The following is a 22,028-nucleotide window of genomic DNA, read 5'->3' as shown; positions in this document are numbered from 1 at the left end:
TTCACATAAATATATAACTGCACCCATAATCAATGTGCGAAGCTTGAGAAAATAATAATCTTAATGATAGAACTGTCGGGGATCCATGCCATTGTGGTGTCTCCGGCAGTTTTATCTTGAGTATCGGATGCTTATATGGTAAGGTAAAGGAAAACATCAGAGAGGAGAAAACCGGGTGAATACTATATGGAATGAAAATACAAAACGGTGGGTCGGGATCATTCTGCCGCTTGTGCTGGCACTGATCTCAGCACTGGTCGTGTCAAGGTTTGCAGCATCGGCAGACTTTCATGAGAAAACGATCACAGCACTTGATGACAAAAAGGCAACGGTTCTGGAGTTGACAGCAGCATCAACGGCGGCGTCTGCGGCAATCACGCTGCTTCCGGGAGACACGGCAACCCCGATCGCAGAAAAGCTGGCGGATATGAGCACCTATTTCCTGATCGTTCTCTGTGCGATCTATGTTGAGAAATATCTGGTCACAGTGACCGGCTATGCTTCGTTTGTCATGCTGATCCCGATTGCCTGTGTCCTTTATTCGGCGGGAACGGCAATTGCAAAGGATGCATGGAAAAAGCTGGCAAGAAAGTTTGCGTTATTTGCTATTGCGATCGTTCTGGTTATTCCTGCCAGCGTCAAGGTGTCTGATCTGATCGAGCATACGTATCAGTCTTCTATTCGGGATACGGTGGATGCTGCCAAGGAAGCAACGAAGGATATCCAGAACAGCAGTGACGGACAGCAGGACAGTGACAGCAGCGATAACAGCGGAGTACTGTCAGGCATCATTTCCGGCATTAAAAACGGTGTGTCCGATATTACGGACAAGGTCGAAAACGTGATCAATCAGTTTATTGAAGTTCTGGCGGTGATGTTAGTCACCTCCTGCGTCATCCCGATACTGGTGCTGGTGTTCTTCTTCTGGCTGGCGAAGAGTATGCTGGGGATGGAACGCAACAAAAATGTCTTTTAAAAGTGCTCGAATAACTGCTAAAAATGTCATTTTACGCCCTTTGGCTTTTCAGGGCACTATAGAGGATGTTATCTTTACAGATTTGGACACCTTGACTTTACATCTGTTATAAAGTTTAATCTTGATGATGTGGATTTTGATAGAAAGGTACGGTACCAAAGATGGAAAGAAATTTGACGACCGGCAATATCGGGAAAACGATCGCATATTTTGCGCTGCCTTATCTGCTGTCTTATTTTTTGCAGACGCTGTATGGAATGGCAGATCTGTTTATTATCGGTCAGTTCGACGGTGTGGACGGGATTACTGCTGTTTCCAACGGTGGACAGGTTATGCATATGCTGACGGTGATCATTGTCGGACTGGCGATGGGAACAACGGTGACGATCGGCAAAAGTGTCGGAGCAGGGAAGCTTGATGCGGCTTCGGCTTCGATCGGCAACACGGTGACATTTTTCATGGGAATGTCGGTTGTGGTCATGGCGGTTCTTGTATTTCTGGTAAATCCGATCGTTACCCTGATCGGGATCCCGGCAGAGGCAGTTGCCGGAACGAGACAGTATCTTTTCGTCTGTTTCCTGGGGATACCGTTTATCACTGCATACAATGTGATCAGTGCGATCTTCCGCGGACTTGGCGATTCCCAAAGTCCGATGTATTTCATTGCGATTGCCTGCGTTGCCAATATTGTGTTAGATTATGTGTTTATCGGAGGTCTTGGAATGGGACCGATCGGTGCTGCACTGGGAACAACTCTGGCACAGACGATTAGCGTGATCATATCTCTGATTGCGATCCGCCGCAAGGAAACGGGAATCCATCTGACGAAGAAGGAGCTTCGGGTGAAGAGAGATGTTCTGGGTCAGATCTTAAAGATCGGTATTCCGGTTGCCGTGCAGGACGGCTGTATTCAGGTCGCATTTATTGTGATCAGTGTGATCGCCAACCATCGTGGGCTGAATGATGCAGCGGCAGTCGGTGTTGTGGAAAAACTGATCGGTATGATCTTTATCGTGCCATCCTCCATGCTGGCAACGGTGCCTGCATTATCTGCACAGAATATCGGTGCAGGAAGGCATGACCGGGCGAGAAAGCTTCTTTACTATGCGATTCTGATCACCGGCAGTTATGGGATCGTCATGACCATTCTGATCGAACTTTTCTCAAAGCAGACAGTTGGTATTTTCACAACGGATGCGGCAGTGATCCTGTTGGGAAGCCAGTATATCAGCTCGTATATTATTGACTGTATTTTTGCGGGAATTCATTTCTGTTTTACCGGATATTTCTGTGCATACGGAAAATCATATATTGGATTTATCCACAATATTTTGTCAATTTTGTTGCTGCGTATTCCGGGTTCTTACCTTGCCTCGAAAATGTATCCGCATAATCTGTTTCCGATGGGATTTGCGGCACCGGCAGGCTCTATTTTGTCGATTGTGATCTGTGTGGGAGCGTATATCTGGATGCAGAGATCAATGCGTGGAGGGCCAAATGCGATGTCATAAAAATATCATAATTTTGACATTGATATCCCCGTGTATGAGGCATATAATTCAATGAAACATACAGGAAAGGGGAGATTTATAATGAGAGCGTATGGACGTTTTATGAAAAATATAGCGGCACTTGCACTTCTTTTTGCACTGCTGTCCCTGCTCCTGCCGTTCTGCAGTTTTCAGGCAGCCGGGCAGGACATGACCCTGTCGGGTCTGGACGTGCTGAAAGCGGGAGGCAGTGCCGCTTACACATATATACAGCAGGGAAGTGTGCCGGATGATCATATTATGAAAGCACCGTTTTCCTGGGGGGATGTGAAGGACGGGCTTCATTATGCTGATGATGCAGGAGCCTCCGATCTGCTTATCGCCGGAGGTGTGGCAGCAGGCCTGCCGGTACTGTTCTGTCTTCTTGCCATGTGCATGCTGTTTCTGGCAGAGGGATCAAAGACTATGGTCGTGCCAACATTTTTAACGCTGCTTACAGTGTTGGAACTTGCAGTGGCGCTGCTTGGATTTCCTGCGCTGCACCCGTATCTTCTGACGGGAGTGTATCTGTTTGCGGTGCTTCATGTGGTGGCACTTGTGTTTATCTTATTTGGGTGGCTGACCGGAGGTTATCGGGAGCCTGACCGGAAAAAGCGTGACCGCAGCCGAAGAAATGATTCTGGAGATGACGGTCGAAGTGGCAGAAGGAAACACCGCCATAAGCGAGGCAAGCGAAAGAAGTCCGGCCGGAAAAGGAGCAAAAAGGATTCAAACGATAAGAAAAATAAAGAAAAGAAGGATCAATCCAAAGACGAAAAGAAAAAAGAAGCTCAGCCAAAGGCAGCTGCTGCAGTTGGAAATGTTTGTGATGGCACAGGAATTTATCAGGGATTTCAATGGAATTTGAGGAGCGAGGCATCTTCGCGCGTGACGATTGGGACGACACCTGAGGCGATGCGTGGGATTGAGAAGGGCAGCCTGAAAGCAGCCGGTCACATTGCTGATCATAATTGTCAGATCAGTTATCATCCGGAGGATGGAAGCTACACGATAGACAGTCACGCAGCAGAGCGTATTGTACTGCGGCAGAATGGCAAGGCATTGCATCAGTTGAATAATGGAGACAGTGTCCGTGTTTTGGGACAGGTAAAAATGGAGGTTGGCTCCTCACATTCTATGTGGCTGAAATAGTATTTTTCTTCGCAAGAGGGTTAATTTGTGGTATAATAACTCCAAAATCCAGATGCTTCGCATCTGTCGCGCCCGCGAGTGAGAAAAAGCGGAGCTTTTTCGAACCTTTTGCCGAAGCGTATGAATTTACAACATAACAACTCCAAAGGAGGAGCTTGCGAATGAAAAAGAAAAATGGAAAACGAATCATTGCCGGCTTGCTGGCAGCAGGTCTTTTTGCGGCTTCGGTGCTCTCACCGCTTCAACCGGAGGGAGCCGCTGCAGCAACAAAGATCAAGGTTTCAAAGACAAAAGTAACCGTTGCCGGAGGAGGGCAGGTTACTGTCAAAGTGAAGAATACCGGCAGCCGGAAAGTGAAAGCAAAAGTGTCCGGCAAAAAGATCATTGCCGTAAAGGTGATGAAAAAGAAAATCCGCATTACCGGAAAGAAGAGCGGCAAGACTAAGCTCATATTGAAAGCGGCGCACATGAAGAAATGTGTGATCCGTGTTACTGTCAGAAATATGGGACAGAATGATCCGACCATTATCATGCCGATGGGAAGTTCCACACCGATGGTAAAGGTGAGTGCGAGTCCTGTCGTAAGTCCGGCAGTCCGCATTACACTGCATCCGTCTGCTACGCCGGTAAGGAGTCCGCAGAGCAGTATTAAGCCGAGTAACACGCCGGTTCCGACCGGTACAAGTGCAGTGCCGTCAGAGACGAATGAACCGCAGGACAGTACGAAACCGATCGAATCATCGCTGCCGGATCAGACCACTGTGCCGACGATGGCTCCGCAGCCGCCGGTGACGTCAGTGCCGACGACAACACCGCCGCCAAGCGTCACAACGGTACCGGCTGAAACGCCGACGACCAAACCGACAATAAAACCAACTACTGTTCCAACAGCAACGCCGGTTGCGACAATGAAGACAACGCAGCTTTCCTTTGCGAAGAAGTCGGTATATATTGGAGAGAGTATTACTGCTTTGAAAGCGGAGTGGGGTGAGCCGGAACGTATAGATCCGCTGCCACAGAAGAGCCTGTACGGATACATTTATAACGGCAACAGCCAGACAGAACCGTATCTGATTGTCGGCGTTAAGGGCGAAAAGGTCGTTTCTTACTTTACGATCGCGAAAAACTTCACAGCCTATGATGCAGTGATAAGCGCCGATGATAATGAGACAATTCAGCAGACGAAGCTGATACAGCAGGGCGCATCGGCACAGTCGATGATCGATGCGGGCTGGACCGAGCCGGGAAGCTACGAGTTTGATGCTCTGGACAGCAGCAAGAGTGAGGCAAGAGTCGGAACGGAGGCATATTACAAGCTGACAGATAACGCATATATTTATGCATTCAGTGATTACTTTGATGGAGGAGACAAATCCATCTATGGAATGTACGCATTTTCCGGAGAATGCACCAAGTATTCCATGATGTACCGCACATATATGACATTTACCGATGAGATTCTCCGTGCGGCGGAGCAGGAGGTCTATGAGATGACCAACGCATACCGCAACTATATGGGGAAAGCGTTATTTAAGCTGGAGGACAGAACGACTACGGCAGCCAGAAAGCACAGTGAGGATATGGCAAATAACAACTATTTCCAGCATAACAGTCTGGATGGCTCGAAATTCTCCGCGCGGTTGACGGCAGAGGGTATCAGTTGGTCGGGAGCCGGAGAGAATATATGTGCCGGAGCCGGCGATGCGATCAATATGGTGATCGGCTGGATCGGTTCCTCCGGACACCGAAAAGGTATGCTGACGGATTTCAAGTATATCGGAGTCGGAGCGGCGTATAGCAGTTCTGCAGATATGGTATCTACTGTACGCAGGATTTTTGGAGGTAGAGTGATTTCCTGTATAATCAAAAGAGATTGTGTCTTTATTGGGCACAATCTCTTTTGATATTCAGCAATTCTTTGATAAGCGTAATTACGATGTTATAAATTCATATAATTCTGCAAAATGTTATGAACTGTTTTTATTGATGCTGTTTTACATATTCCGTCAGGATAGCATCGTCCTCCGGCATCTGACAGCCGACGATATAATGACCTTCATTATCAGAGCAGCGGATGATACGACCCTCTAAAGTGCTGTGATCGGTAAGCTCGAACTGCTCCAGTGTTATCGTGATCCTTTCGCCCTTGGCGGTGGCAAAGAATGGAGCGTCTGTGATGAAGGCAAATCCGTTTCCGCTGATATTGTCCATCTGTCCCGTAAACTCCTGTCCGGTTTCCGGGACAGTGATGACGCAGGAGTTGGTCAGATCTATACGCGGATATTTGCGGCGGTTATTGATCTTTGGACGGGAGCTGATCTGTACCTGATAGTGGTCAGCATCCGTTTTGTCCGGGGTGATCGCTGCGTTTTCCCAACAGTAAAGAACATTATCGACGGTTACCTGTACGTTGCAGGTCGTTGGATGGGTGATAGCAGCATCCGGGAGGGTGATAGCGATTCCCTGCGCCAGAGGCTGGATCAGTTCTCCGTGATATTTACGACTGGCATCACCGGTCGGTATAATGATCACCTTCATGCCCGGCTGCAGATCCTCCAGCCCCATAAAGCCGCCAATTCCAAGCTCGCACATCAGAGCTTCGACAACATTCTCAATCGTGTTGATATTTACGGCAGTTTCATCATATTTACTGAGCATGCGGTGACAGATCTCATTTGATCCGGAAATGCCGGAGGTCATATCCTCCACGGTGGAGGAGACCTGTTCCATATTTGTCACAAGCTGGCGGTTCGACTGTTCCACACGCTTCATTGCGGCATCAATGGTATGAATGTGATGCTCGATCTGGTTGGAATCTGATGTGATCGTGGTAATATTTTGATTTGTCTTGGCAACCTTCTCCAGAGTGATCCGGATCAGCTTTAATGTATTTTCGATGGCGTGCGTCATCTGGTCAGAGGTTTCCTCGAGACGGATCAGTGCTTCCTTGATCTGGCTGGAGGATTCCTTTGTCTCTGCGCTTAAGGTGCGGATCTGATCCGCGACAACAGCAAAGCCCTTGCCCGCTTCTCCGGCTCTGGCGGCTTCGATGGATGCGTTGAGTGCCAGAAGATTCGTCTGATTGTTAATGCTTTCAATCGTGCCGGTTTCCTGCTTCACCATTTCAAACTCATCCTTAAATGCCTGAAGCGTTTGCTCTGTATCGGAGGAAAGCTCTGACATAGTCCTTGTAGTCTGAAGCAGACTGTTCAGATCCTCGGAGCTGTTCTGGGCGTGAGTGCCGGATTCGTCGATCAGCTTGACCATTTCCTCGATCATCACGGCAATGTGCTGTACCTGGGAACTGATGTCGCTGGTCATATCCACAGAGGATGTTGTTGTGGTCTGAAGATTGATATTGTTATTGTTCAGCGTGTCCATCTCGGCAGCAACAATATCAGCGCCGTGCTTGTTTTCACCGGCAAGCTCACGGACAACCAGGACGCCGTCCATAATGGAATTGCTGGCATTTTTGACCTTCTCGACCGTCGTGATCACACGGTGCAGATCGTTTTTGATGCTGTCTGTCATAGCACCGTCCGATTCGTTCAGATGGCGGATGGACATACCGTAGCAGATATAACAAAGAATGATGCAGGACAGCTCAAGTTGATAATCCTTCATGTTCGTGGCGGAGTTCATACCAAGAACAGCGTAGCGGTAAATGGAGCTGCCAATAATGATCAGGCATTCACAATGCCGCAGTACCGCATGAAAAGCTGATCCTTATAGATCACCAGAAGACTGGTAACGGGAAGAACATAAGTAAATGCGATCGGCGACGAGGTCGTACAGATCACATATGTATAGAAAATACCATAACCGATCACCAGATCGAGTTTGTAGCGTTCCGTATTCCAGCCCCGGGTTCGAAGCAGGATCTCTCCGGTAATAAACGGAATCCAGCAAAGAGCCAGAAAGATCAGATAATATCTGGTGCTGTACAGACCGTTTGAAAAATCAGATCCGTAGTTGGCGGACAACAGGATCGCAAAAATAAGCCATATTTTGCGCGCCTTGCGGTTTGCTTTTTCCTTGAAAAGTTTTTCGTCATAATTCATATAAATACCTGTGCCTTTCAGAAATAACCCCTAAAATTGTCGTATATATTCGGCAATCGCCTCAAGTGTCTGTGTGCTCTCCGGCAGCTCCGGTTCAAAAGCGCTGAAGGCGTGTGTCAGCCGTTTATCATCCGGAAAGTCCATGATTGCGGACTCCATCCGGGCGGCATCCAGTGCCATTTTAAACTGCATTGTGTAGTGACGCAGATGATCTTTGCCACTTGTCACAAGAAAGCATGGTGGCAGAGACCGGATAATATCCGGATGCTCCGGGTTGACATATGGTGCAAATGCTGATTTCTTATAATGTTTCCCGTAAAGATATCTGGGCATAAACAGTCCGATCTGATCCGGCTTATTCGTGTAAAACATACCGCTGATCAGTCCAAGCGCATTTAATGGCAAAGCAGATGGTGTGACCCCGGCTGCCTGTGCGACCTTCGGATTGCGCTGTGCTGCCGCAGTATATACAAGAAGACAGGCTCCGCCGCTGTCTCCGACCGCATAGACCTTGTCCTGATCACCCTGATACTTTGCAAGTTGACCCTGTATAAAATCGAGTGCAAGGAAAATATCCGCAATCTGATCATAAATCTGACAATCCGGAATAAGCCGGTATTCCACATTAAACACCAGAAATCCCAGTGTACACAATTTGGCACAGAAGTATTGGTTAAATTCCTTGTTGCCAAGCAAAAGCCCCCCGCCGTGAACATTTACGATCACAGGAAGTGCCTCGGGAGAAGACGGTGCAGAATTCGGCTGGAAAATGTCCAGCGGTGTGCCTTGTCGTGATCAGGAGCATAGGGATATCAAGCGTCATCGTAACGTTATCCGGAAAAGTAAACCGATCGTTCCGGTTTGCATACTCCCTGTTAAAATCCTCGCGCTGCCTGTAAAACATATTTTTAATAAACTGTCTCATAAGATTAACCCGCTCTCATTTGTATTGCTTCTTCTATCATACCGAATTATTGAGGCAGATTCAATGAGTATTTTTATTTTTTAAAGATATGATATAATTGCAAAAATTTTACTTACCTGATCAAAGATCGTCTGATCGATTGCCATATGATGCAGAATGTCAATCATGAGCTTTTTACGGAGAGTGTGAAAAAAGAAATTCCGGTCAGCATGGGGCGGGAGGATAAAGGGTGGTGACGGCAATCATGAAGAAAATTGATCTGTCCCATTTAACGGACAGACACAATCGCTAAGATAAAATGAAAGAATTATAAATGAAAAATAAGGAATAAGTTTTAGAAAAATATTGTGCTGTTTTTTGCATGCAAAATGTAATAATCGTATACCAAAATAAAAAATTTGTATTGCATATTTTTAGCAGTGATGATAATATGTTTTTGTAGCAAACGAAACGACTCTGTGGGGGAGTTGTTTCAGTAATGTATTGGGCGTGATTAGGATGTGTAAAGACATTTTTTGTGGGGACAAAGGATGTCTTTTTTCTGCACAAAAATAACAGAGTGATCATGAAAAACAGGTTATATAACATAGGTTTTATAACTGCTTTTTGTCGTTTCTTATATCCGGAATTCAGGACGGTTATTTTTCAGATATAGGATTGCTTTGTTTGAAACGTGTGTACTGTTTATGGGACAGTACATTTGTTTGTGCTTTCTGCAGAAATTATATTCTGATCAGCCGGGAAGGAGAATCTTATGGCTTTATGTAAGAAAGCAATGGCCATTGTCCTGAGTATGGCAATGGTTGCAACGTCGCTGTCGTTACCCAATATGACGGCGAAAACGGCACAGGCTGCCGGCAGTAGTTTTCAGAACCTGAACCAGTCGCAGATCACGGAGGCGATGGGTGTCGGGTACAATCTCGGTAACTCGTTGGAGGCTGCAAGTTCAGGAACGCCAAATGAAACCGCTTATGGTAATCCAAAGCTTACGGAAGATCTTGTGTTAGCAGCAAAGGATGCCGGTTTCAAATCTATCCGTATTCCGGTTTCTTATCTCAGCATGATCGACGATAACAATGGATACAAGATCGACTCTTCATGGCTTGATCGTGTACAGCAGGTTGTTGATTACTGCGTGGATAATGATATGTATGCGATCGTGAATATGCACGGAGACGGATACACTACAGTAAATGGCGGATGGCTGTTATGCGGCAGCGGTAACCAGACCCAGATTAAAGCAAAATACAAAGCATGCTGGGAACAGATCGCAGATCGTTTCAAAAATTACGATGAGCATCTGATCTTTGAGTCCATGAACGAGGAGTTCGACGGAACCTATGGAACACCTAGCAGAACGGCTTATGCAAATATAAATGCGTACAATCAGATCTTCGTTGATACCGTGCGTAAATCCGGCGGCAATAATAACCAGAGATGGCTGCTGATCCCGGGCTGGAATACGAACATCGATTATACCGCAGGGGATTACGGCTTTGAAATGCCGACCGACAATTATTTATCTTCAAACATCGCTTCCGGACAGAAGAGAATCATGATCTCTGTTCATTACTACGATCCATGGGATTTCTGTGGAACGGAGTCCGGAGCAACGACCCAGTGGGGCGACAGCGTAACCGATGCGTCCAAGAAAGCAAGCTGGGGCGATGAATCTTACATGGTTTCCCAATTCAAGAAAATGTACACCAAATTTGTTTCCCAGGGATATCCTGTGGTGATCGGCGAGTTTGGTGCCATCAATAAAGAAAATTATGACAGTCAGAATAAGACCTGCCGTGCGGAATATTACCAGAAGGTCTGCTATTATGCAAAGCAGTACGGAATGATTCCGGTAGCATGGGACAATGGTTATAATGGCGATTACGGCTTTGCAATCATTGACCGTTATTCCAACAAGGTCGTTCATCAGGAGCTGATGGATGCAATGATGGAGGTTTATGGCGGAAACGAGTCTGCAACTGCAACCGGAATCACATTGAGTCAGTCCTCCATGACCATCCACATCGGAGACGAGAAGCAGCAGCTTACCGCAACATTAACACCGGCAGACAGCAAGGATAAGGTTTATGGAGCTCCAGCGATGAAGCCGTTGCAACCGTTAATTCCAAGGGACAGGTAACCGCTGTTGGTGCCGGAACATGTACGATCACTGCATCCGTACCACTCGGCTACAAGGCAACCTGTGAGGTGACAGTTCCTCAGGCTAATTATGTACGCGCTAAAATGTACCTGTTGGAGACAGCAAGCTGGCAGTCAGTGATCAGCGATGAGTATGTTGACATTTATTCGGACGGCGGAGATTTCTCTCTGTCTCTCGATGCAACAAAGAGCCAGCTGCAGAACATCGGTTCACTTTACATTAAGGACATTAACGCGGCAGATGATGAGGCATCTGTATTTGATAAAGCAACCATTAAAGTGAAGTCCTTTGAGATCAACGGACAGAAGTACACCATGAAAAACGATACCTTCACATACGATGTATCACAGAAGGCATCCGATGATGGTCTGATCTGCCCGATCTTTAATTTCTCATTCATCAACGTATGGGCCAACACCCATGTCAACAATGTAACCGTAGAAAATGCAAATTACAAAGCATATTTCAACAATGTAAATTATCAGACCGTAAACTCTGTAAAAATGAACTTTACGGTATCCGGAATCAACGGAAGCGATGCGAAGCCAACGGCAGCACCAACGGTAGCTCCGACAAAGGCACCGACTGCAAAGCCGACCGTAGCACCAACCGTGGCTCCGACAAAGGCGCCAACGGCAGCACCGACGCAGGCTCTGTGATCACAGGAAAGAAAGTGATCGCATCCAACCTGACATCTACCTATGCAACCAATGATCCGTCATGGCTCATGAATGCATCCGATGATGATATTGTAACCGTTGTTTACACATGTACCGATCCATCCCATGCAAACTGGGGAATCCTCGGATGGGGCGCATCGGTAGACAATACATGGCAGAATGGTGACAACTACTCTGCAGCAAGCAATGCAACCGAAGAGGTTACCAAAGTTTACACCGTAAAAGAACTGAAGAACACATTAAACATCAAAACAAACTCCAGTGTAACTTATCTGTGCCTGTCTGTATGGAATGGCGGCAAGATCGTCAGCCTTTCTATTGCAAGCACCGACGGTGAAACACCGGAGCCAACGGTAGCTCCAACAGAAGCACCGACCGTAGCTCCAACCGTTGCCCCAACTGAGGCGCCAACAGCAGCACCGACAATTGCACCAACCGTAGCACCGACTGTTGCTCCGACAGCAGCACCAACAACTGCACCAACAACGACACCTGCCGGTGACTCTAAGGTAACAGGCAGTGTGAAGCTCACAAGTAACTGGGGAAGCGGCGGAATCGCCCAGATCACTCTGACCAACGAGACCGGCGTAAGCTACACAAACGGATGGACCGTAGAGTTCACATTAGACCGCGAGATCACATCTATGTGGAGCGGCGAGTGCGTCAGCCTCGGCAATAACCGTTACCGTGTAAGCAATCCTGGCTGGGACGGCAACTGGGCAGCCGGAAAGACAATGACATTAAATTGTGGTGTCGGCGCCGGAAGCGATTCTCCGGTGATCACGGATATCGTTATGAAGTAACTACTCCGAAAAGATTTTTTTCATTCACAAAACCAAATTTTATTTGCCATATGTATTAATATAATGAGGTTTGGGACGAAGGAATTTGTTCCAGACGGATGCAGCCGGTACGACCGAGAGGGCGTACCGGCTGTGTTTGTTTGGTGACATGATATATGGAAACTTTTCGCATGAAATATTGGTGGTGAGGCGGATGTTATATAGACAGGTTGGGGAAATCTTCTTATAATATAATTAATTAACATATGGAGTACAAGATACAGATTCCAAACATGAGGAGAAGTGGCTTCATGTGATGTTGAGAAAAAGATGAGGGGAGAATAAAAAATGTATATATTAAAATAGTGGTTTTAAAAATGTATTATAAACATTATATGATTATTGAATGAAATTGATGGATCGAGAGGGATTTATTATGGTAGAAAAAAGTAATATAGTATCTTATTCCTTTGACGAGAATGGACTTGAAAGAATTAGGAATACGCCCAAGGGCGTAAATTGGCCGGTAGTATATCTTATTCATAACGAAGATGCTATTTATATTGGTGAAACAACAAGTGCAGCAACGCGGATGCATCAGCATTTAAAAAATAGTGAAAAGAATTCTCTTGAAATTGTAGAGATTATTTTTGACGGTGAGTATAATAAGTCCGTTGTGTTAGATTATGAACAAAAGCTTATCAAATATTGTTCTGCAGATATAAGATTTAGAAAGATTTTAAATAAAAATAAAGGGCAACAGGCGGCACATGATTATTTTAATCGTAGATATTATAGAAATCAGTTCAAAGACTTGTGGAAACAGTTACAGAAAAAAGGACTGGCGGAAAAGTCTTTGAAAGTTATAGAAAATGAAAATATTTTTAAATATTCTCCATACAATGCTTTGTCAGTTGAGCAAAATGAAGTGAGCGTATGCATTATAAATGACATATTAAATACTTTTGAAACAGATAATACAGGAGTGAGTCTTGTAAATGGTTGTGCAGGAACAGGAAAAACAGTATTAGCTATAAGTCTTATTAACTCTTTTATAAATGCAGTAAATATAGATGACGAATTATTAGACGGAGAAGCACGGGAGTTTGATGATATTGATGAAGGCAAAAGAAGCGCACTTTTGAGGTTAAAGAACTATATACTTAAGGAGCGCGGTGGGAAACTTTTTAAAATAGGATTTGTCATGCCGATGTCAGGAATTCGTGAGACGATAAAAAAAGTATTTAAAGAATGTGGAAATGGATTAGAACGTAGAATGGTTATTGCTCCCTGTGATGTGGTCAAGGATGATTATGATATTATTTTTGTAGATGAATCACATAGACTTTCGAAAAGATGCAATATTACAAATTATAAATCTTTTGATGACACAAGTCAGAAGTTGAACCTTGATAGCGAAAGAACAAATCAGCTCGAATGGATTTTGAAATCAGCAAAGCATGTTGTATTATTTTATGATGAATATCAAAGCGTTAAATCTTCCGATATAAGCTATGATGAATATCAGAACTCCTTAAACAAGTATGCTAAAAACGTGGTAAGACATCAATTAGAGACTCAAATGCGCTGCCTGGGAGGAGAGACATATATTGAATACGTAAAAGCAATTATGGAGTGTAGACGGAAAAAATTTGAAACAATGGAGAATTATGATTTCTTATTATTTGATGATGTCAATATGATGATAGAAAATATAAGAAGAAAAGACGACCAAATTGGATTATGCAAAACTGCGGCAGGTTATTCCTGGAAATGGACAACCCGCCCGTCCAAACGACCAAAAGATAATATGGAATGTTATGACATGCTGGTTCGAACAGGAGCATTTGATATTGAAATCGAAGGTTATAAATATATTTGGAATTTAACGGATAAAGGATGGGCAACGAGGAGGGACTCGCACTGTACGATTGGATGCATTCATACGGTTCAAGGTTATGATATGAATTATGTTGGAGTTATATTTGGAGAGGAAATCGATTATAACTATGAGACCAATTCACTGGAGATTAACTTAGATAAATATATGGATAAGAAGGTAAAACAAAACACAGATAAGAATCATTTGAAACAGTTAATATTGAATACGTATACAACAATTTTGACCAGAGGCATACATGGCTGCTATGTATATGCATGTAATCCTAACATGCGTGAATATTTAAAGCAATTTGTATCAAGGGCAAATAGTGTAACAGCAGGGGGTGACTATAATGGAAATGAAGACAATTAATAGAATCAGGAAATTTACAGAAGATCGTGACTGGGATCAGTTTCATTCACCGGCGAATCTTGCTAAATCAATAGTAATTGAAGCAGCAGAATTGTTAGAGTGTTTTCAATGGTCTGATGAAGAGTATGATCTACAGCATGTAAAAGAAGAATTGGCAGATGTTATAGTGTATAGTCAAAATTTATTAGATAAGCTTGGACTGGACGCCGATGAAATTGTGAATATGAAAATGACCATGAATGAAGCAAAGTATCCGGTAGAGAAGGCGAAAGGAAAAGCGGATAAATATGACATGTTATAGGGGGGGGCTGGTTTATTGGTGGAGAAAATGAGAAAAGCACGGGCGTATTCAGACGTGTATTTATCAGACGTTGTAGAAAATCAGGGGAAGCTGTTTGATATGGTGGCAATGTCATATCCGGAGAAAAATACAGAGGATTTCATTGAGACTTATATGAAAAGTAAAACAAGAAAGAGCATTGATGAATCGATGGCGTATGTTAATACAATGGATTACAGGGAATTGTGGGAATATTTTTGCAAAACGGAAAATTTTTGCTTAAAAAATGGGCGAGCTCTTGAAGGATTTATGCCGATGTGGATCGGAGAATTTTATGCATACTATCAATGGTATTATAATATTCCAAGCTCGGAGGTGTTAACAAAGGCACCTCTTGATTTCCTGAAAATTAGCTATTATGGGCTTCGAGATTTGGAGCTTGAACTGGCAGTGAAAAAGGTAGGCTGCCAAGGGTTATGATAGAAAAAGCATAATTATGTCATAGTAAATGCAAGTATATATTTTAATAACTAATTGACATTATGGCATATATGCCATAAAATAATTACAAAGGAGATGGCATGATAGAATTTAAGTTGATAGCATATGAAAAGGAAAGTGGCGAAGTTCCGGTAGAAGAATTTCTGGATTCTGTTAATCCTAAAATGCGAGCTAAGATATTTGGATTATTGGGAATCTTACAAGAGAAAGGGAATATGCTTAGAGAACCATATAGCAAGCATTTAGAGGATGGAATATTTGAATTACGTTGTAAATTTGGAAGTGATATTACCAGAGTTTTATATTTTTTCTATTATGAGGGGAAAATAATATTGACGAACGGCTTTGTTAAAAAGACACAGAAAACTCCGAAAGAAGAGATACAGATTGCAAAGGATAGAAGAAAGGATTTCATAGAAAGGGTGATGAACGATGAGAACATTTGATGACATGCTTTCTAAGCAGTTACAGGATGATGAATTTAGAAAAGAATATGAAGCGATTCAGCCGGAAATGGATGTTATAAAAGCTATCGTAGATGCCCGTACTTCTCAGAATATGACACAGAAAGAACTGGCGGAGCGTACAGGTATCAATCAGGCTGACATTAGTAAGCTTGAGAATGGAACAAGGAATCCATCTGTCAATTTGTTGAAAAGATTGGCGGATGGATTGGGGATGGTGCTTAAAATTGAATTTGTACCTAAACAGAATATTTAGTATTATGCCTCACTCAATATAGTGGGGCTGTTTCGTTTAAAACGATGAAAAAGGAGAAGCAACATCATGACATTAGGAATGATTACAGTCGTTATACTGGCAGTCAGCGCTGCGTTATGCGCTGTTGCAACGGTATCTTTTTACCGGTCCAATGTATTTAACGACAAAAGAAAAAATTATCTGATTCTGACAATGGGAATTGCAGCAACCATGTGGAATTTGTCGCTGATTGGATACAGCATTTCCACGAAGGCGGCTTTCTATAATGGTTTTTTCTATTTGCTGATTCTTGCGTTTGACATCTACATGATCGTGTTCGGATATTTTGTCGGCAGACTGACGGAGATGAACACGGCGTCCTATTACATATTTGGAGCGCTTGGAGTCATTTTGTCGATTGGGGACTGGATCATTTTTGGGCTGGCACCGATCCACGAATATTTTACCATTCATGGAAGAACGGCGTATTATACGAGCATGTCACCGGTGGTCTATTATCATTATTTTTATATCATGTTTTATCTGGTGTTCTGGGTGCTGCTGGTGTGGCTTTGTTTTAAAAGAATGTCGTTGAAAAGACAGCATATGTATGCGTTGAAAATTGTATTGATCAATTTGATCATGTTCATCGCAGCTTTGCCGGACACATTGCTGCCGTTGTTTCACATTCCATCCTATCCAAGCTCCGGAATGGGTGTGGCGATCGCTTTTATTGGAACCCTTTTTTTGACGAAGAAGGAAAATACGTTCAGCATATCCCGGGAAAATATTTCCGATGTGATTTATAATGAAGCGCGAATTGCAATTCTGGCACTTGATTGCGAAGGAAATGTCGATAGCTGCAATCAGTACGCGCAGAAGCTTTTGGGCGTGAATGAGGATGAGCGATATTCATTGACGGAATTGTTTGACTGCAGCGAAGAGCAGTTTGAACGTATTATGAATGGAAAGAAGCTTGCGGAGCATTTGTTGTCCGTCAAAACAAAAATATCCTGCAATATTCAGGCGGTTGTATCCAGGGACGTTTATGGGGACAGTTACGGCGTTGTACTTATGGCGACCGATGCCACGGCAGAAGAAAAGGTTATGGAACAGCAGATTTTGATTGAGAAAACAGAGCATATTTCGGATCAGCTCGTTCATACGCTCAGCAAAACAATTGAGGCGAAGGATCAATACACGAAAGGTCATTCTACAAGAGTAGCACAGTATTCTGTCATGATCGGCGAGAAGTATGGCTACGATAAACAGAAGCTGAAGCAGCTGGAATATGCAGCGCTGCTGCATGATGTCGGCAAGATCGGTGTTGCAGACACTATTATCAATAAACCGGGGCGTCTGACAGACGAAGAATTTGCAGAAATGAAAAAGCATCCGGTGATCGGAAGCGAAATTCTTTCCGAAATATCAGAGATTCCGGACGTTGCCGTGGGTGCAAGATGGCACCATGAAAAATATGACGGAACCGGTTATCCGGATCAGATGAAAGGCGAGGATATCTCCGAAATTTCAAGGATCATTGCGGTAGCAGATGCGTATGATGCGATGACCTCCAACCGGAGCTACCGTGATTGCCTGGATCAGGAAGTTGTCCGGAAAGAAATCGAGCGGGGAATTGGGAAGCAGTTTGATCCGGAATTTGCCAGAATCATGCTGGAGGTGATCGACGCGGATACGGAGTACCGGTTGCATGAGTGAAATGAAAATTAATCGCGTTTTGGTGATTGATTTTCGAATGACAGAGGAGACGAATTGGAAAATGAAATGAAAAAAATCATTAACCGGATTGTTTCCAGTGACGATAAGGAGAAAATCGAGCGTTATGCAGATTATCGAAATTATATGAATTATGAGATTTTGGTATCCAATGATGTTTTGAATAAGGCGAAATTGTCAAAGCAGTCCGGTTTTAATCAGGCGCAGAGGTACAGATACCATATATTCTGATTCTGTTATCCGCACTGTTGATGATATATAATGACAAAAACAATTCAACCAGGCTGGTTTTCATTGATGAGCCATTTGCGAAAATGGATCCGGTCAATGTTAAGATCATGCTCGGTTTTATGAAGGAGCAGAAGCTGCAAAAGCTTGAAACATTGATCAGGGAGTATGAGAATCGCTCGCCGATCTGTCATGAAGAATGCGGTAAATTAAAAATAATACTGTACCAATTCCCGGACAGACATTATCAGACGGAGAATACATATTGTCAGATGAGATTTTGAAAAAATATCATGTATTTAAAGAACCACAGAAAATATCCATTCGCGGCAAGGCGTTGATACGAATGTGCGGGAAAGATATTGACATCAGTGAATTTGATGAGGGAATCGAATTTACAGTTTCTGAATTATCTAAGATAGAATGTGTGCAGCTTCTTGCCACGACATTTATGACGATTGAGAACAGAACATCGTATCTCAGGTATAAGAAAGAAAATACAGTGACATTCTATCTGGGAGGCTATGCGAATCGGGATCAAAGAGATTTCATCAGGAAGATATATGAAAGTAACCCGAGTGTTACATACCTGCATTTCGGGGATATTGATGCAGGAGCTGGCAGTAATGCCGGAATACAGGGATGTAATAAAATACATGCTGGAACACAGAGTGAAGCTGGAACAGGAAATTATCAGTTTGAAATTAATGGAAGTGTAAGTTAGGTTATCTCGGCTGCGCACAATGTGGTAAATTGTGTGAACGGATGTCAAAGTTATGACAATGTATAAGTGAAAGGCAGGAAAGCTTTTCGAAATTCGTGTACACGGGAAGTAACTAATATGACAATTCAGGAACTGGAACAGTGCATTTTGCTTTATGGGAAAGATATTTACTCATTTTGCATGCACCTGGCAAAAGAAAAAGAGAGCGCAGATGATCTGTATCAGGATACTTTTTTAGAAGCAACCCGAAAGATAGCATCCATTCGGTATGGGGATAATCCGAAAAGCTATCTGTTATCAATCGTGATCCGCCTATGGAAAAACCGCGTGCGAAAACGGGCGTGGCGCAGCCGGATCGCTCCGCAAGTGACGGAGGAAGCATTGGAAGAGTGTACGGATGTTTCCGGGAGCGACATGGTGGAACGGGTTGTGAAAGAGGAAGAAAGAGCGCACTTGTGGAAGGCTGTTGATGGTCTTCCGGATGTGTACCGGATCCCAATTTTGCTCTATTATATGGAGAACCAGAACGTTGCGTCTATTGCGAAACTTTTGTCTATTCCGCAGGGGACGGTAAAAAGTCGTCTCTATAAAGCCAGGAAATTGTTGAAAACAGAATTGGAGGATTACTTTTTATGAAAGAAATGGACGAATTTTTAAAAGAAAATCTTCTGCCGGACTGTGTTCCAGAAAAAAGCCTGAATGCATCCATTGTAAAAAAGGTAAAGGGGACACAGAATATGAAACATAGAACATGGAAATTAAGTGTAGCAGCGGCAATTGCAATTCTTGTTGTTGGATCTGCATCGGCATATGCGGCATACCGTTATCTTACACCTTCACAGGTGGCGGAGCAGATAACGGAGGATGGAGCATTAGCAAAGGCATTTGAGAGCAAAGATGCGATCATGGTAAATGAGACGCAGAAGACGGCAGGATATGATATCACACTGATGGGAATCGTTTCCGGAAAGAATTTAAGTTCGGTTACATCGGAGGCAGTTGATCAGACGAAAACGTATGCGGTCGCTGCCATCGCACGGGAAGACGGTAAAGCAATGCCGGATAACACGGATGATAATTATCAGACCTTTTGTGTTTCCGCATTGGTCCACGGTAAAAGATTTCAGAATGTCAATAACGCAGCATTAAACGCCGGAGTAACATCCTTTGTGCAGGATGGTGTGCAGTATGAGCTTCTGGAATGCGACAATTTAGAGATGTTTGCCAATCAGGGTGTCTATATGGGCATTGTGGAAAGCTTCGGAAATGAGTCGCAGGCATTTGTAATGAATAAAAAGACCGGTGATTATACTGTCAACAAAGACTTTGACGGAATGAAGGCACTTTTTACGATTCCACTGGATAAGTCAAAGGCGGATGATGCGGCAGCAGAGCAGTATTTTGAGAAAATCGGGGGGAAGGAAAACACGAAGACTGCAGAGAAAGAAAAGAACGAAAATAAAGCAGCTGCAAATGCGGGCTCTAAGTCCGAGGAAAGCCTGACAAGCGAGTGGGAGCAGAAATTCATGAAATTTCGCACACTCACATCAAAGAAGGCGCAGGCATATGTCAAAAAACATGCCGAAGTTGTTGTGCAGGAAACTTGCAATGCCGGAGCAGATGGCAGTATTCATGTGAAATCGGATGCGGGAGAGTCAGATTACAACGTGAGCACCTATACGAGGTCGGCGTCGAGAACGTGATCTCCTTTTCATCTGACGGAACATTTGCAGGAACCTATGGTGAAACAATTACACCAAACGAAGACGGAACCTATACTTACACGGTATATCGTCCGGTGAATGTGGAGTAGGAATGGTTCGTAACGATAGTACGATAATTACCGTAAAAAAAAGATATATTTGCCAGATTCGAAAGAGACCCGGAGCTAATTCCGGGTTTCTTTTTGTGGGGAAATGCAGGGAAAGTTAATGCCTTTTTTGAAGTGAAAGAGGGTGGTTTTTATCGGCTAAAAATAAAATAGCAATAGGAATGAATGCTGGGAATTTTGCCGATAATGTGATATAATATCTGCAAGGGTAAAAGCATAGTTTTATCGAATTTTTTGCCGAAGGGGTGCGAATTTGTGATATATTAACTCCAAAATCCAGATGCTATGCATCTGTCACGCATTGCGCTTTAAGATTTTGTCGTTCAAGAATTCTACGCAAGTGAACAAGCTCCCTTGCGTTGCGAATTCATGATTTGTTAAAAGTAGATTGGTGTGTTTTGGAAGTTATGATGGAGGATGGCAGATGAGATACGTTTCAGTTGCTGAAATAGCAAAAAAATGGAATATATCAGAGCGTAGTGTAAGAAATTATTGTGCTCACGGACGTGTGAACGGTGCACTTCTTGCCGGTAAGACTTGGAAAATTCCTGAAAATGCAGATAAACCTGAGCGTTCCAACAAGAAGAAAGAGCAGCCGATTACATTGCTGGAAATTTTGCAGGAGCAGAAAACAGATCAGTATTCCGGCGGAATTTACCATAAGACACAGATTGAGTTAACATACAATTCTAATCATATCGAGGGCAGTCGACTGACACATGATCAGACAAGATATATTTTTGAGACCAATACTATAGGTGTAGAAAATGGTGTGCTGAATGTGGATGATGTGATCGAAACGGCAAATCACTTCCGTTGCATTGACATGATTATTGATCATGCAAAAGCAGCTTTGACGGAGAAGTTCATCAAAGAACTTCACTTGGTTTTGAAGAATGGCACCAGTGATTCCAGAAAAGATTGGTTTGCTGTTGGTGATTATAAGAAACTTCCGAATGAAGTCGGTGGCAGGGATACAGCCCTTCCAGAAGAAGTTGCCGATAAAATGAAGGCCTTGCTGACAGAATATAACGCCAAGGAAGCAAAGACCTTTGAGGACATACTGGACTTCCATGTGAAGTTTGAGCGGATTCATCCGTTCCAGGACGGCAACGGTCGTGTGGGAAGATTGATCATGTTTATGGAATGTTTGAAATATAATGTTGTTCCGTTTATTATAGAGGATAACCTGAAGATGTTTTATTATCGTGGATTGAAAGAATGGGATGACGAAAAAGGATATCTGACAGATACCTGCCTGACCGCGCAGGACAAGTATAAGGTGTATTTGGATTATTTTAGGATTATGTATTGAAATTGAACAAAACAATATGATGCGTGGGGTGAATGCATTAAAAATCCGTGAACTGTGACTAAAAAATTGTCTTGTCACTTACGAATTTCGAAAAGACTAATTGCTTTGCTGCTTTGATTTTTGATAAACACATCCTTCCGTATTCGCCCCAAGGTGGGATTCGGATGTTTCGAGAGGCACTTGCACCCGCCGG

The 22,028-nt window shown here is 43.6% G+C and carries 22 protein-coding genes and 1 pseudogene; 20 read left to right on the top strand and 3 right to left on the bottom strand.

Annotated features, from left to right (window positions below):
• The first annotated feature begins 175 nt into the window (after positions 1-175).
• From DXA20_RS13140 to DXA20_RS13125, 4 genes are all read left to right on the top strand, one after another.
• Positions 176-976, top strand: coding sequence for a hypothetical protein (locus DXA20_RS13140; RefSeq protein WP_243100673.1), 801 nt, complete (start codon positions 176-178; stop codon positions 974-976).
• Positions 977-1,137: 161 nt separating this feature from the next.
• Entirely contained in the window at positions 1,138-2,487 is a 1,350-nt protein-coding gene (locus tag DXA20_RS13135; RefSeq protein ID WP_118561390.1) for an MATE family efflux transporter, read from the top strand.
• A gap of 81 nt (positions 2,488-2,568) precedes the next feature.
• On the top strand, positions 2,569-3,657 hold the full coding sequence (locus DXA20_RS13130) for a hypothetical protein (RefSeq protein ID WP_118561388.1): 1,089 nt from the start codon (positions 2,569-2,571) through the stop codon (positions 3,655-3,657).
• A gap of 161 nt (positions 3,658-3,818) precedes the next feature.
• Positions 3,819-5,561 (top strand): CAP domain-containing protein, encoded by a 1,743-nt coding sequence (locus DXA20_RS13125; protein WP_118561386.1) that lies wholly within the window; start codon positions 3,819-3,821, stop codon positions 5,559-5,561.
• 76 nt (positions 5,562-5,637) lie between these two features.
• Here the strand turns inward: DXA20_RS13125 and DXA20_RS13120 are convergent, their stop codons facing one another.
• The 3 genes from DXA20_RS13120 to DXA20_RS13115 are packed head-to-tail and all read right to left on the bottom strand — an operon-like array spanning position 5,638 to position 8,444.
• Positions 5,638-7,281: a methyl-accepting chemotaxis protein gene (locus DXA20_RS13120; protein ID WP_243100671.1), complete on the bottom strand. Its 1,644-nt coding sequence runs from the start codon at positions 7,279-7,281 to the stop codon at positions 5,638-5,640.
• A gap of 59 nt (positions 7,282-7,340) precedes the next feature.
• A complete protein-coding gene (locus DXA20_RS16900) occupies positions 7,341-7,718 on the bottom strand; it encodes a hypothetical protein (RefSeq protein WP_243100670.1) in 378 nt (125 codons plus the stop codon).
• A gap of 30 nt (positions 7,719-7,748) precedes the next feature.
• Complete coding sequence (locus DXA20_RS13115) at positions 7,749-8,444, bottom strand: alpha/beta hydrolase fold domain-containing protein (protein ID WP_158577238.1); 696 nt, start codon at positions 8,442-8,444, stop codon at positions 7,749-7,751.
• Between the two features lie 953 nt (positions 8,445-9,397).
• Here DXA20_RS13115 and DXA20_RS13110 point away from each other — a divergent pair.
• The 16 genes and pseudogenes from DXA20_RS13110 to DXA20_RS13045 all read left to right on the top strand — a co-directional run bounded on the left by DXA20_RS13110 (position 9,398) and on the right by DXA20_RS13045 (position 21,835).
• The gene (locus DXA20_RS13110) at positions 9,398-10,783 is read left to right on the top strand and encodes a glycoside hydrolase family 5 protein (RefSeq protein ID WP_199877083.1); all 1,386 of its coding nucleotides are present in this window, start codon (positions 9,398-9,400) and stop codon (positions 10,781-10,783) included.
• 68 nt (positions 10,784-10,851) lie between these two features.
• Positions 10,852-11,463 carry a PT domain-containing protein gene (locus tag DXA20_RS16450; protein WP_243100669.1) on the top strand — a complete coding sequence of 204 codons (612 nt, stop codon included), beginning with the start codon at positions 10,852-10,854 and terminating at the stop codon, positions 11,461-11,463.
• Positions 11,460-12,287 carry a cellulose binding domain-containing protein gene (locus DXA20_RS13100; RefSeq protein WP_118561382.1) on the top strand — a complete coding sequence of 276 codons (828 nt, stop codon included), beginning with the start codon at positions 11,460-11,462 and terminating at the stop codon, positions 12,285-12,287. Before DXA20_RS16450 ends, DXA20_RS13100 begins: the two co-directional genes overlap by 4 nt.
• Positions 12,288-12,702: 415 nt before the next feature.
• Complete coding sequence (locus DXA20_RS13095) at positions 12,703-14,520, top strand: DUF2075 domain-containing protein (RefSeq protein ID WP_118561381.1); 1,818 nt, start codon at positions 12,703-12,705, stop codon at positions 14,518-14,520.
• Entirely contained in the window at positions 14,501-14,821 is a 321-nt protein-coding gene (locus tag DXA20_RS13090) for a nucleotide pyrophosphohydrolase (RefSeq protein WP_118561379.1), read from the top strand. Before DXA20_RS13095 ends, DXA20_RS13090 begins: the two co-directional genes overlap by 20 nt.
• Before the next feature lie 27 nt (positions 14,822-14,848).
• Positions 14,849-15,280, top strand: a complete 432-nt coding sequence (locus DXA20_RS13085; RefSeq protein WP_118561377.1) for a hypothetical protein — start codon at positions 14,849-14,851, stop codon at positions 15,278-15,280.
• Between the two features lie 101 nt (positions 15,281-15,381).
• Positions 15,382-15,747 (top strand): type II toxin-antitoxin system RelE/ParE family toxin, encoded by a 366-nt coding sequence (locus tag DXA20_RS13080; protein WP_118561375.1) that lies wholly within the window; start codon positions 15,382-15,384, stop codon positions 15,745-15,747.
• Positions 15,734-16,021 (top strand): helix-turn-helix domain-containing protein, encoded by a 288-nt coding sequence (locus tag DXA20_RS13075; RefSeq protein WP_118561373.1) that lies wholly within the window; start codon positions 15,734-15,736, stop codon positions 16,019-16,021. The genes DXA20_RS13080 and DXA20_RS13075 overlap by 14 nt, the downstream gene beginning before the upstream one ends.
• Positions 16,022-16,087: 66 nt before the next feature.
• Positions 16,088-17,719: an HD-GYP domain-containing protein gene (locus DXA20_RS16895; RefSeq protein ID WP_243100668.1), complete on the top strand. Its 1,632-nt coding sequence runs from the start codon at positions 16,088-16,090 to the stop codon at positions 17,717-17,719.
• A gap of 54 nt (positions 17,720-17,773) precedes the next feature.
• Entirely contained in the window at positions 17,774-17,968 is a 195-nt protein-coding gene (locus DXA20_RS16890; protein ID WP_243100667.1) for a hypothetical protein, read from the top strand.
• A gap of 20 nt (positions 17,969-17,988) precedes the next feature.
• A pseudogene (locus DXA20_RS18485) lies at positions 17,989-18,033 on the top strand (hypothetical protein); the annotation flags it as partial.
• Positions 18,034-18,051: 18 nt separating this feature from the next.
• Positions 18,052-18,249, top strand: coding sequence for a hypothetical protein (locus tag DXA20_RS16880; RefSeq protein ID WP_243100674.1), 198 nt, complete (start codon positions 18,052-18,054; stop codon positions 18,247-18,249).
• A complete protein-coding gene (locus DXA20_RS13060; protein ID WP_147403755.1) occupies positions 18,231-18,689 on the top strand; it encodes a Wadjet anti-phage system protein JetD domain-containing protein in 459 nt (152 codons plus the stop codon). The genes DXA20_RS16880 and DXA20_RS13060 overlap by 19 nt, the downstream gene beginning before the upstream one ends.
• A 117-nt stretch (positions 18,690-18,806) precedes the next feature.
• Complete coding sequence (locus DXA20_RS13055; RefSeq protein WP_022306355.1) at positions 18,807-19,325, top strand: RNA polymerase sigma factor; 519 nt, start codon at positions 18,807-18,809, stop codon at positions 19,323-19,325.
• Complete coding sequence (locus DXA20_RS13050) at positions 19,322-20,392, top strand: hypothetical protein (RefSeq protein WP_118561369.1); 1,071 nt, start codon at positions 19,322-19,324, stop codon at positions 20,390-20,392. Before DXA20_RS13055 ends, DXA20_RS13050 begins: the two co-directional genes overlap by 4 nt.
• 552 nt (positions 20,393-20,944) lie before the next feature.
• On the top strand, positions 20,945-21,835 hold the full coding sequence (locus DXA20_RS13045) for a Fic family protein (protein ID WP_118561367.1): 891 nt from the start codon (positions 20,945-20,947) through the stop codon (positions 21,833-21,835).
• Positions 21,836-22,028: the final 193 nt, after the last annotated feature.

Origin of the sequence: Roseburia sp. AM59-24XD (assembly GCF_003478445.1) — a bacterium.
Taxonomy (GTDB): Bacteria; Bacillota; Clostridia; order Lachnospirales; family Lachnospiraceae; genus Jutongia.
This window is presented reverse-complemented; position numbering and strand designations above follow the sequence as displayed.

Excerpts from the sequence above, each read along its gene's own strand:
- DXA20_RS13135 (WP_118561390.1), top strand. The coding sequence starts at position 1,138 with ATGGAAAGAAATTTGACGACCGGCAATATCGGGAAAACGATCGCATAT.
- DXA20_RS13130 (WP_118561388.1), top strand. The coding sequence starts at position 2,569 with ATGAGAGCGTATGGACGTTTTATGAAAAATATAGCGGCACTTGCACTT.
- DXA20_RS13125 (WP_118561386.1), top strand. The coding sequence starts at position 3,819 with ATGAAAAAGAAAAATGGAAAACGAATCATTGCCGGCTTGCTGGCAGCA.
- DXA20_RS13120 (WP_243100671.1), bottom strand. The coding sequence starts at position 7,281 with ATGAAGGATTATCAACTTGAGCTGTCCTGCATCATTCTTTGTTATATC.
- DXA20_RS16900 (WP_243100670.1), bottom strand. The coding sequence starts at position 7,718 with ATGAATTATGACGAAAAACTTTTCAAGGAAAAAGCAAACCGCAAGGCG.
- DXA20_RS13110 (WP_199877083.1), top strand. The coding sequence starts at position 9,398 with ATGGCTTTATGTAAGAAAGCAATGGCCATTGTCCTGAGTATGGCAATG.
- DXA20_RS13095 (WP_118561381.1), top strand. The coding sequence starts at position 12,703 with ATGGTAGAAAAAAGTAATATAGTATCTTATTCCTTTGACGAGAATGGA.
- DXA20_RS13090 (WP_118561379.1), top strand. The coding sequence starts at position 14,501 with ATGGAAATGAAGACAATTAATAGAATCAGGAAATTTACAGAAGATCGT.
- DXA20_RS13085 (WP_118561377.1), top strand. The coding sequence starts at position 14,849 with ATGAGAAAAGCACGGGCGTATTCAGACGTGTATTTATCAGACGTTGTA.
- DXA20_RS13080 (WP_118561375.1), top strand. The coding sequence starts at position 15,382 with ATGATAGAATTTAAGTTGATAGCATATGAAAAGGAAAGTGGCGAAGTT.
- DXA20_RS13075 (WP_118561373.1), top strand. The coding sequence starts at position 15,734 with ATGAGAACATTTGATGACATGCTTTCTAAGCAGTTACAGGATGATGAA.
- DXA20_RS16895 (WP_243100668.1), top strand. The coding sequence starts at position 16,088 with ATGACATTAGGAATGATTACAGTCGTTATACTGGCAGTCAGCGCTGCG.
- DXA20_RS16880 (WP_243100674.1), top strand. The coding sequence starts at position 18,052 with ATGGATCCGGTCAATGTTAAGATCATGCTCGGTTTTATGAAGGAGCAG.
- DXA20_RS13055 (WP_022306355.1), top strand. The coding sequence starts at position 18,807 with ATGACAATTCAGGAACTGGAACAGTGCATTTTGCTTTATGGGAAAGAT.
- DXA20_RS13050 (WP_118561369.1), top strand. The coding sequence starts at position 19,322 with ATGAAAGAAATGGACGAATTTTTAAAAGAAAATCTTCTGCCGGACTGT.
- DXA20_RS13045 (WP_118561367.1), top strand. The coding sequence starts at position 20,945 with ATGAGATACGTTTCAGTTGCTGAAATAGCAAAAAAATGGAATATATCA.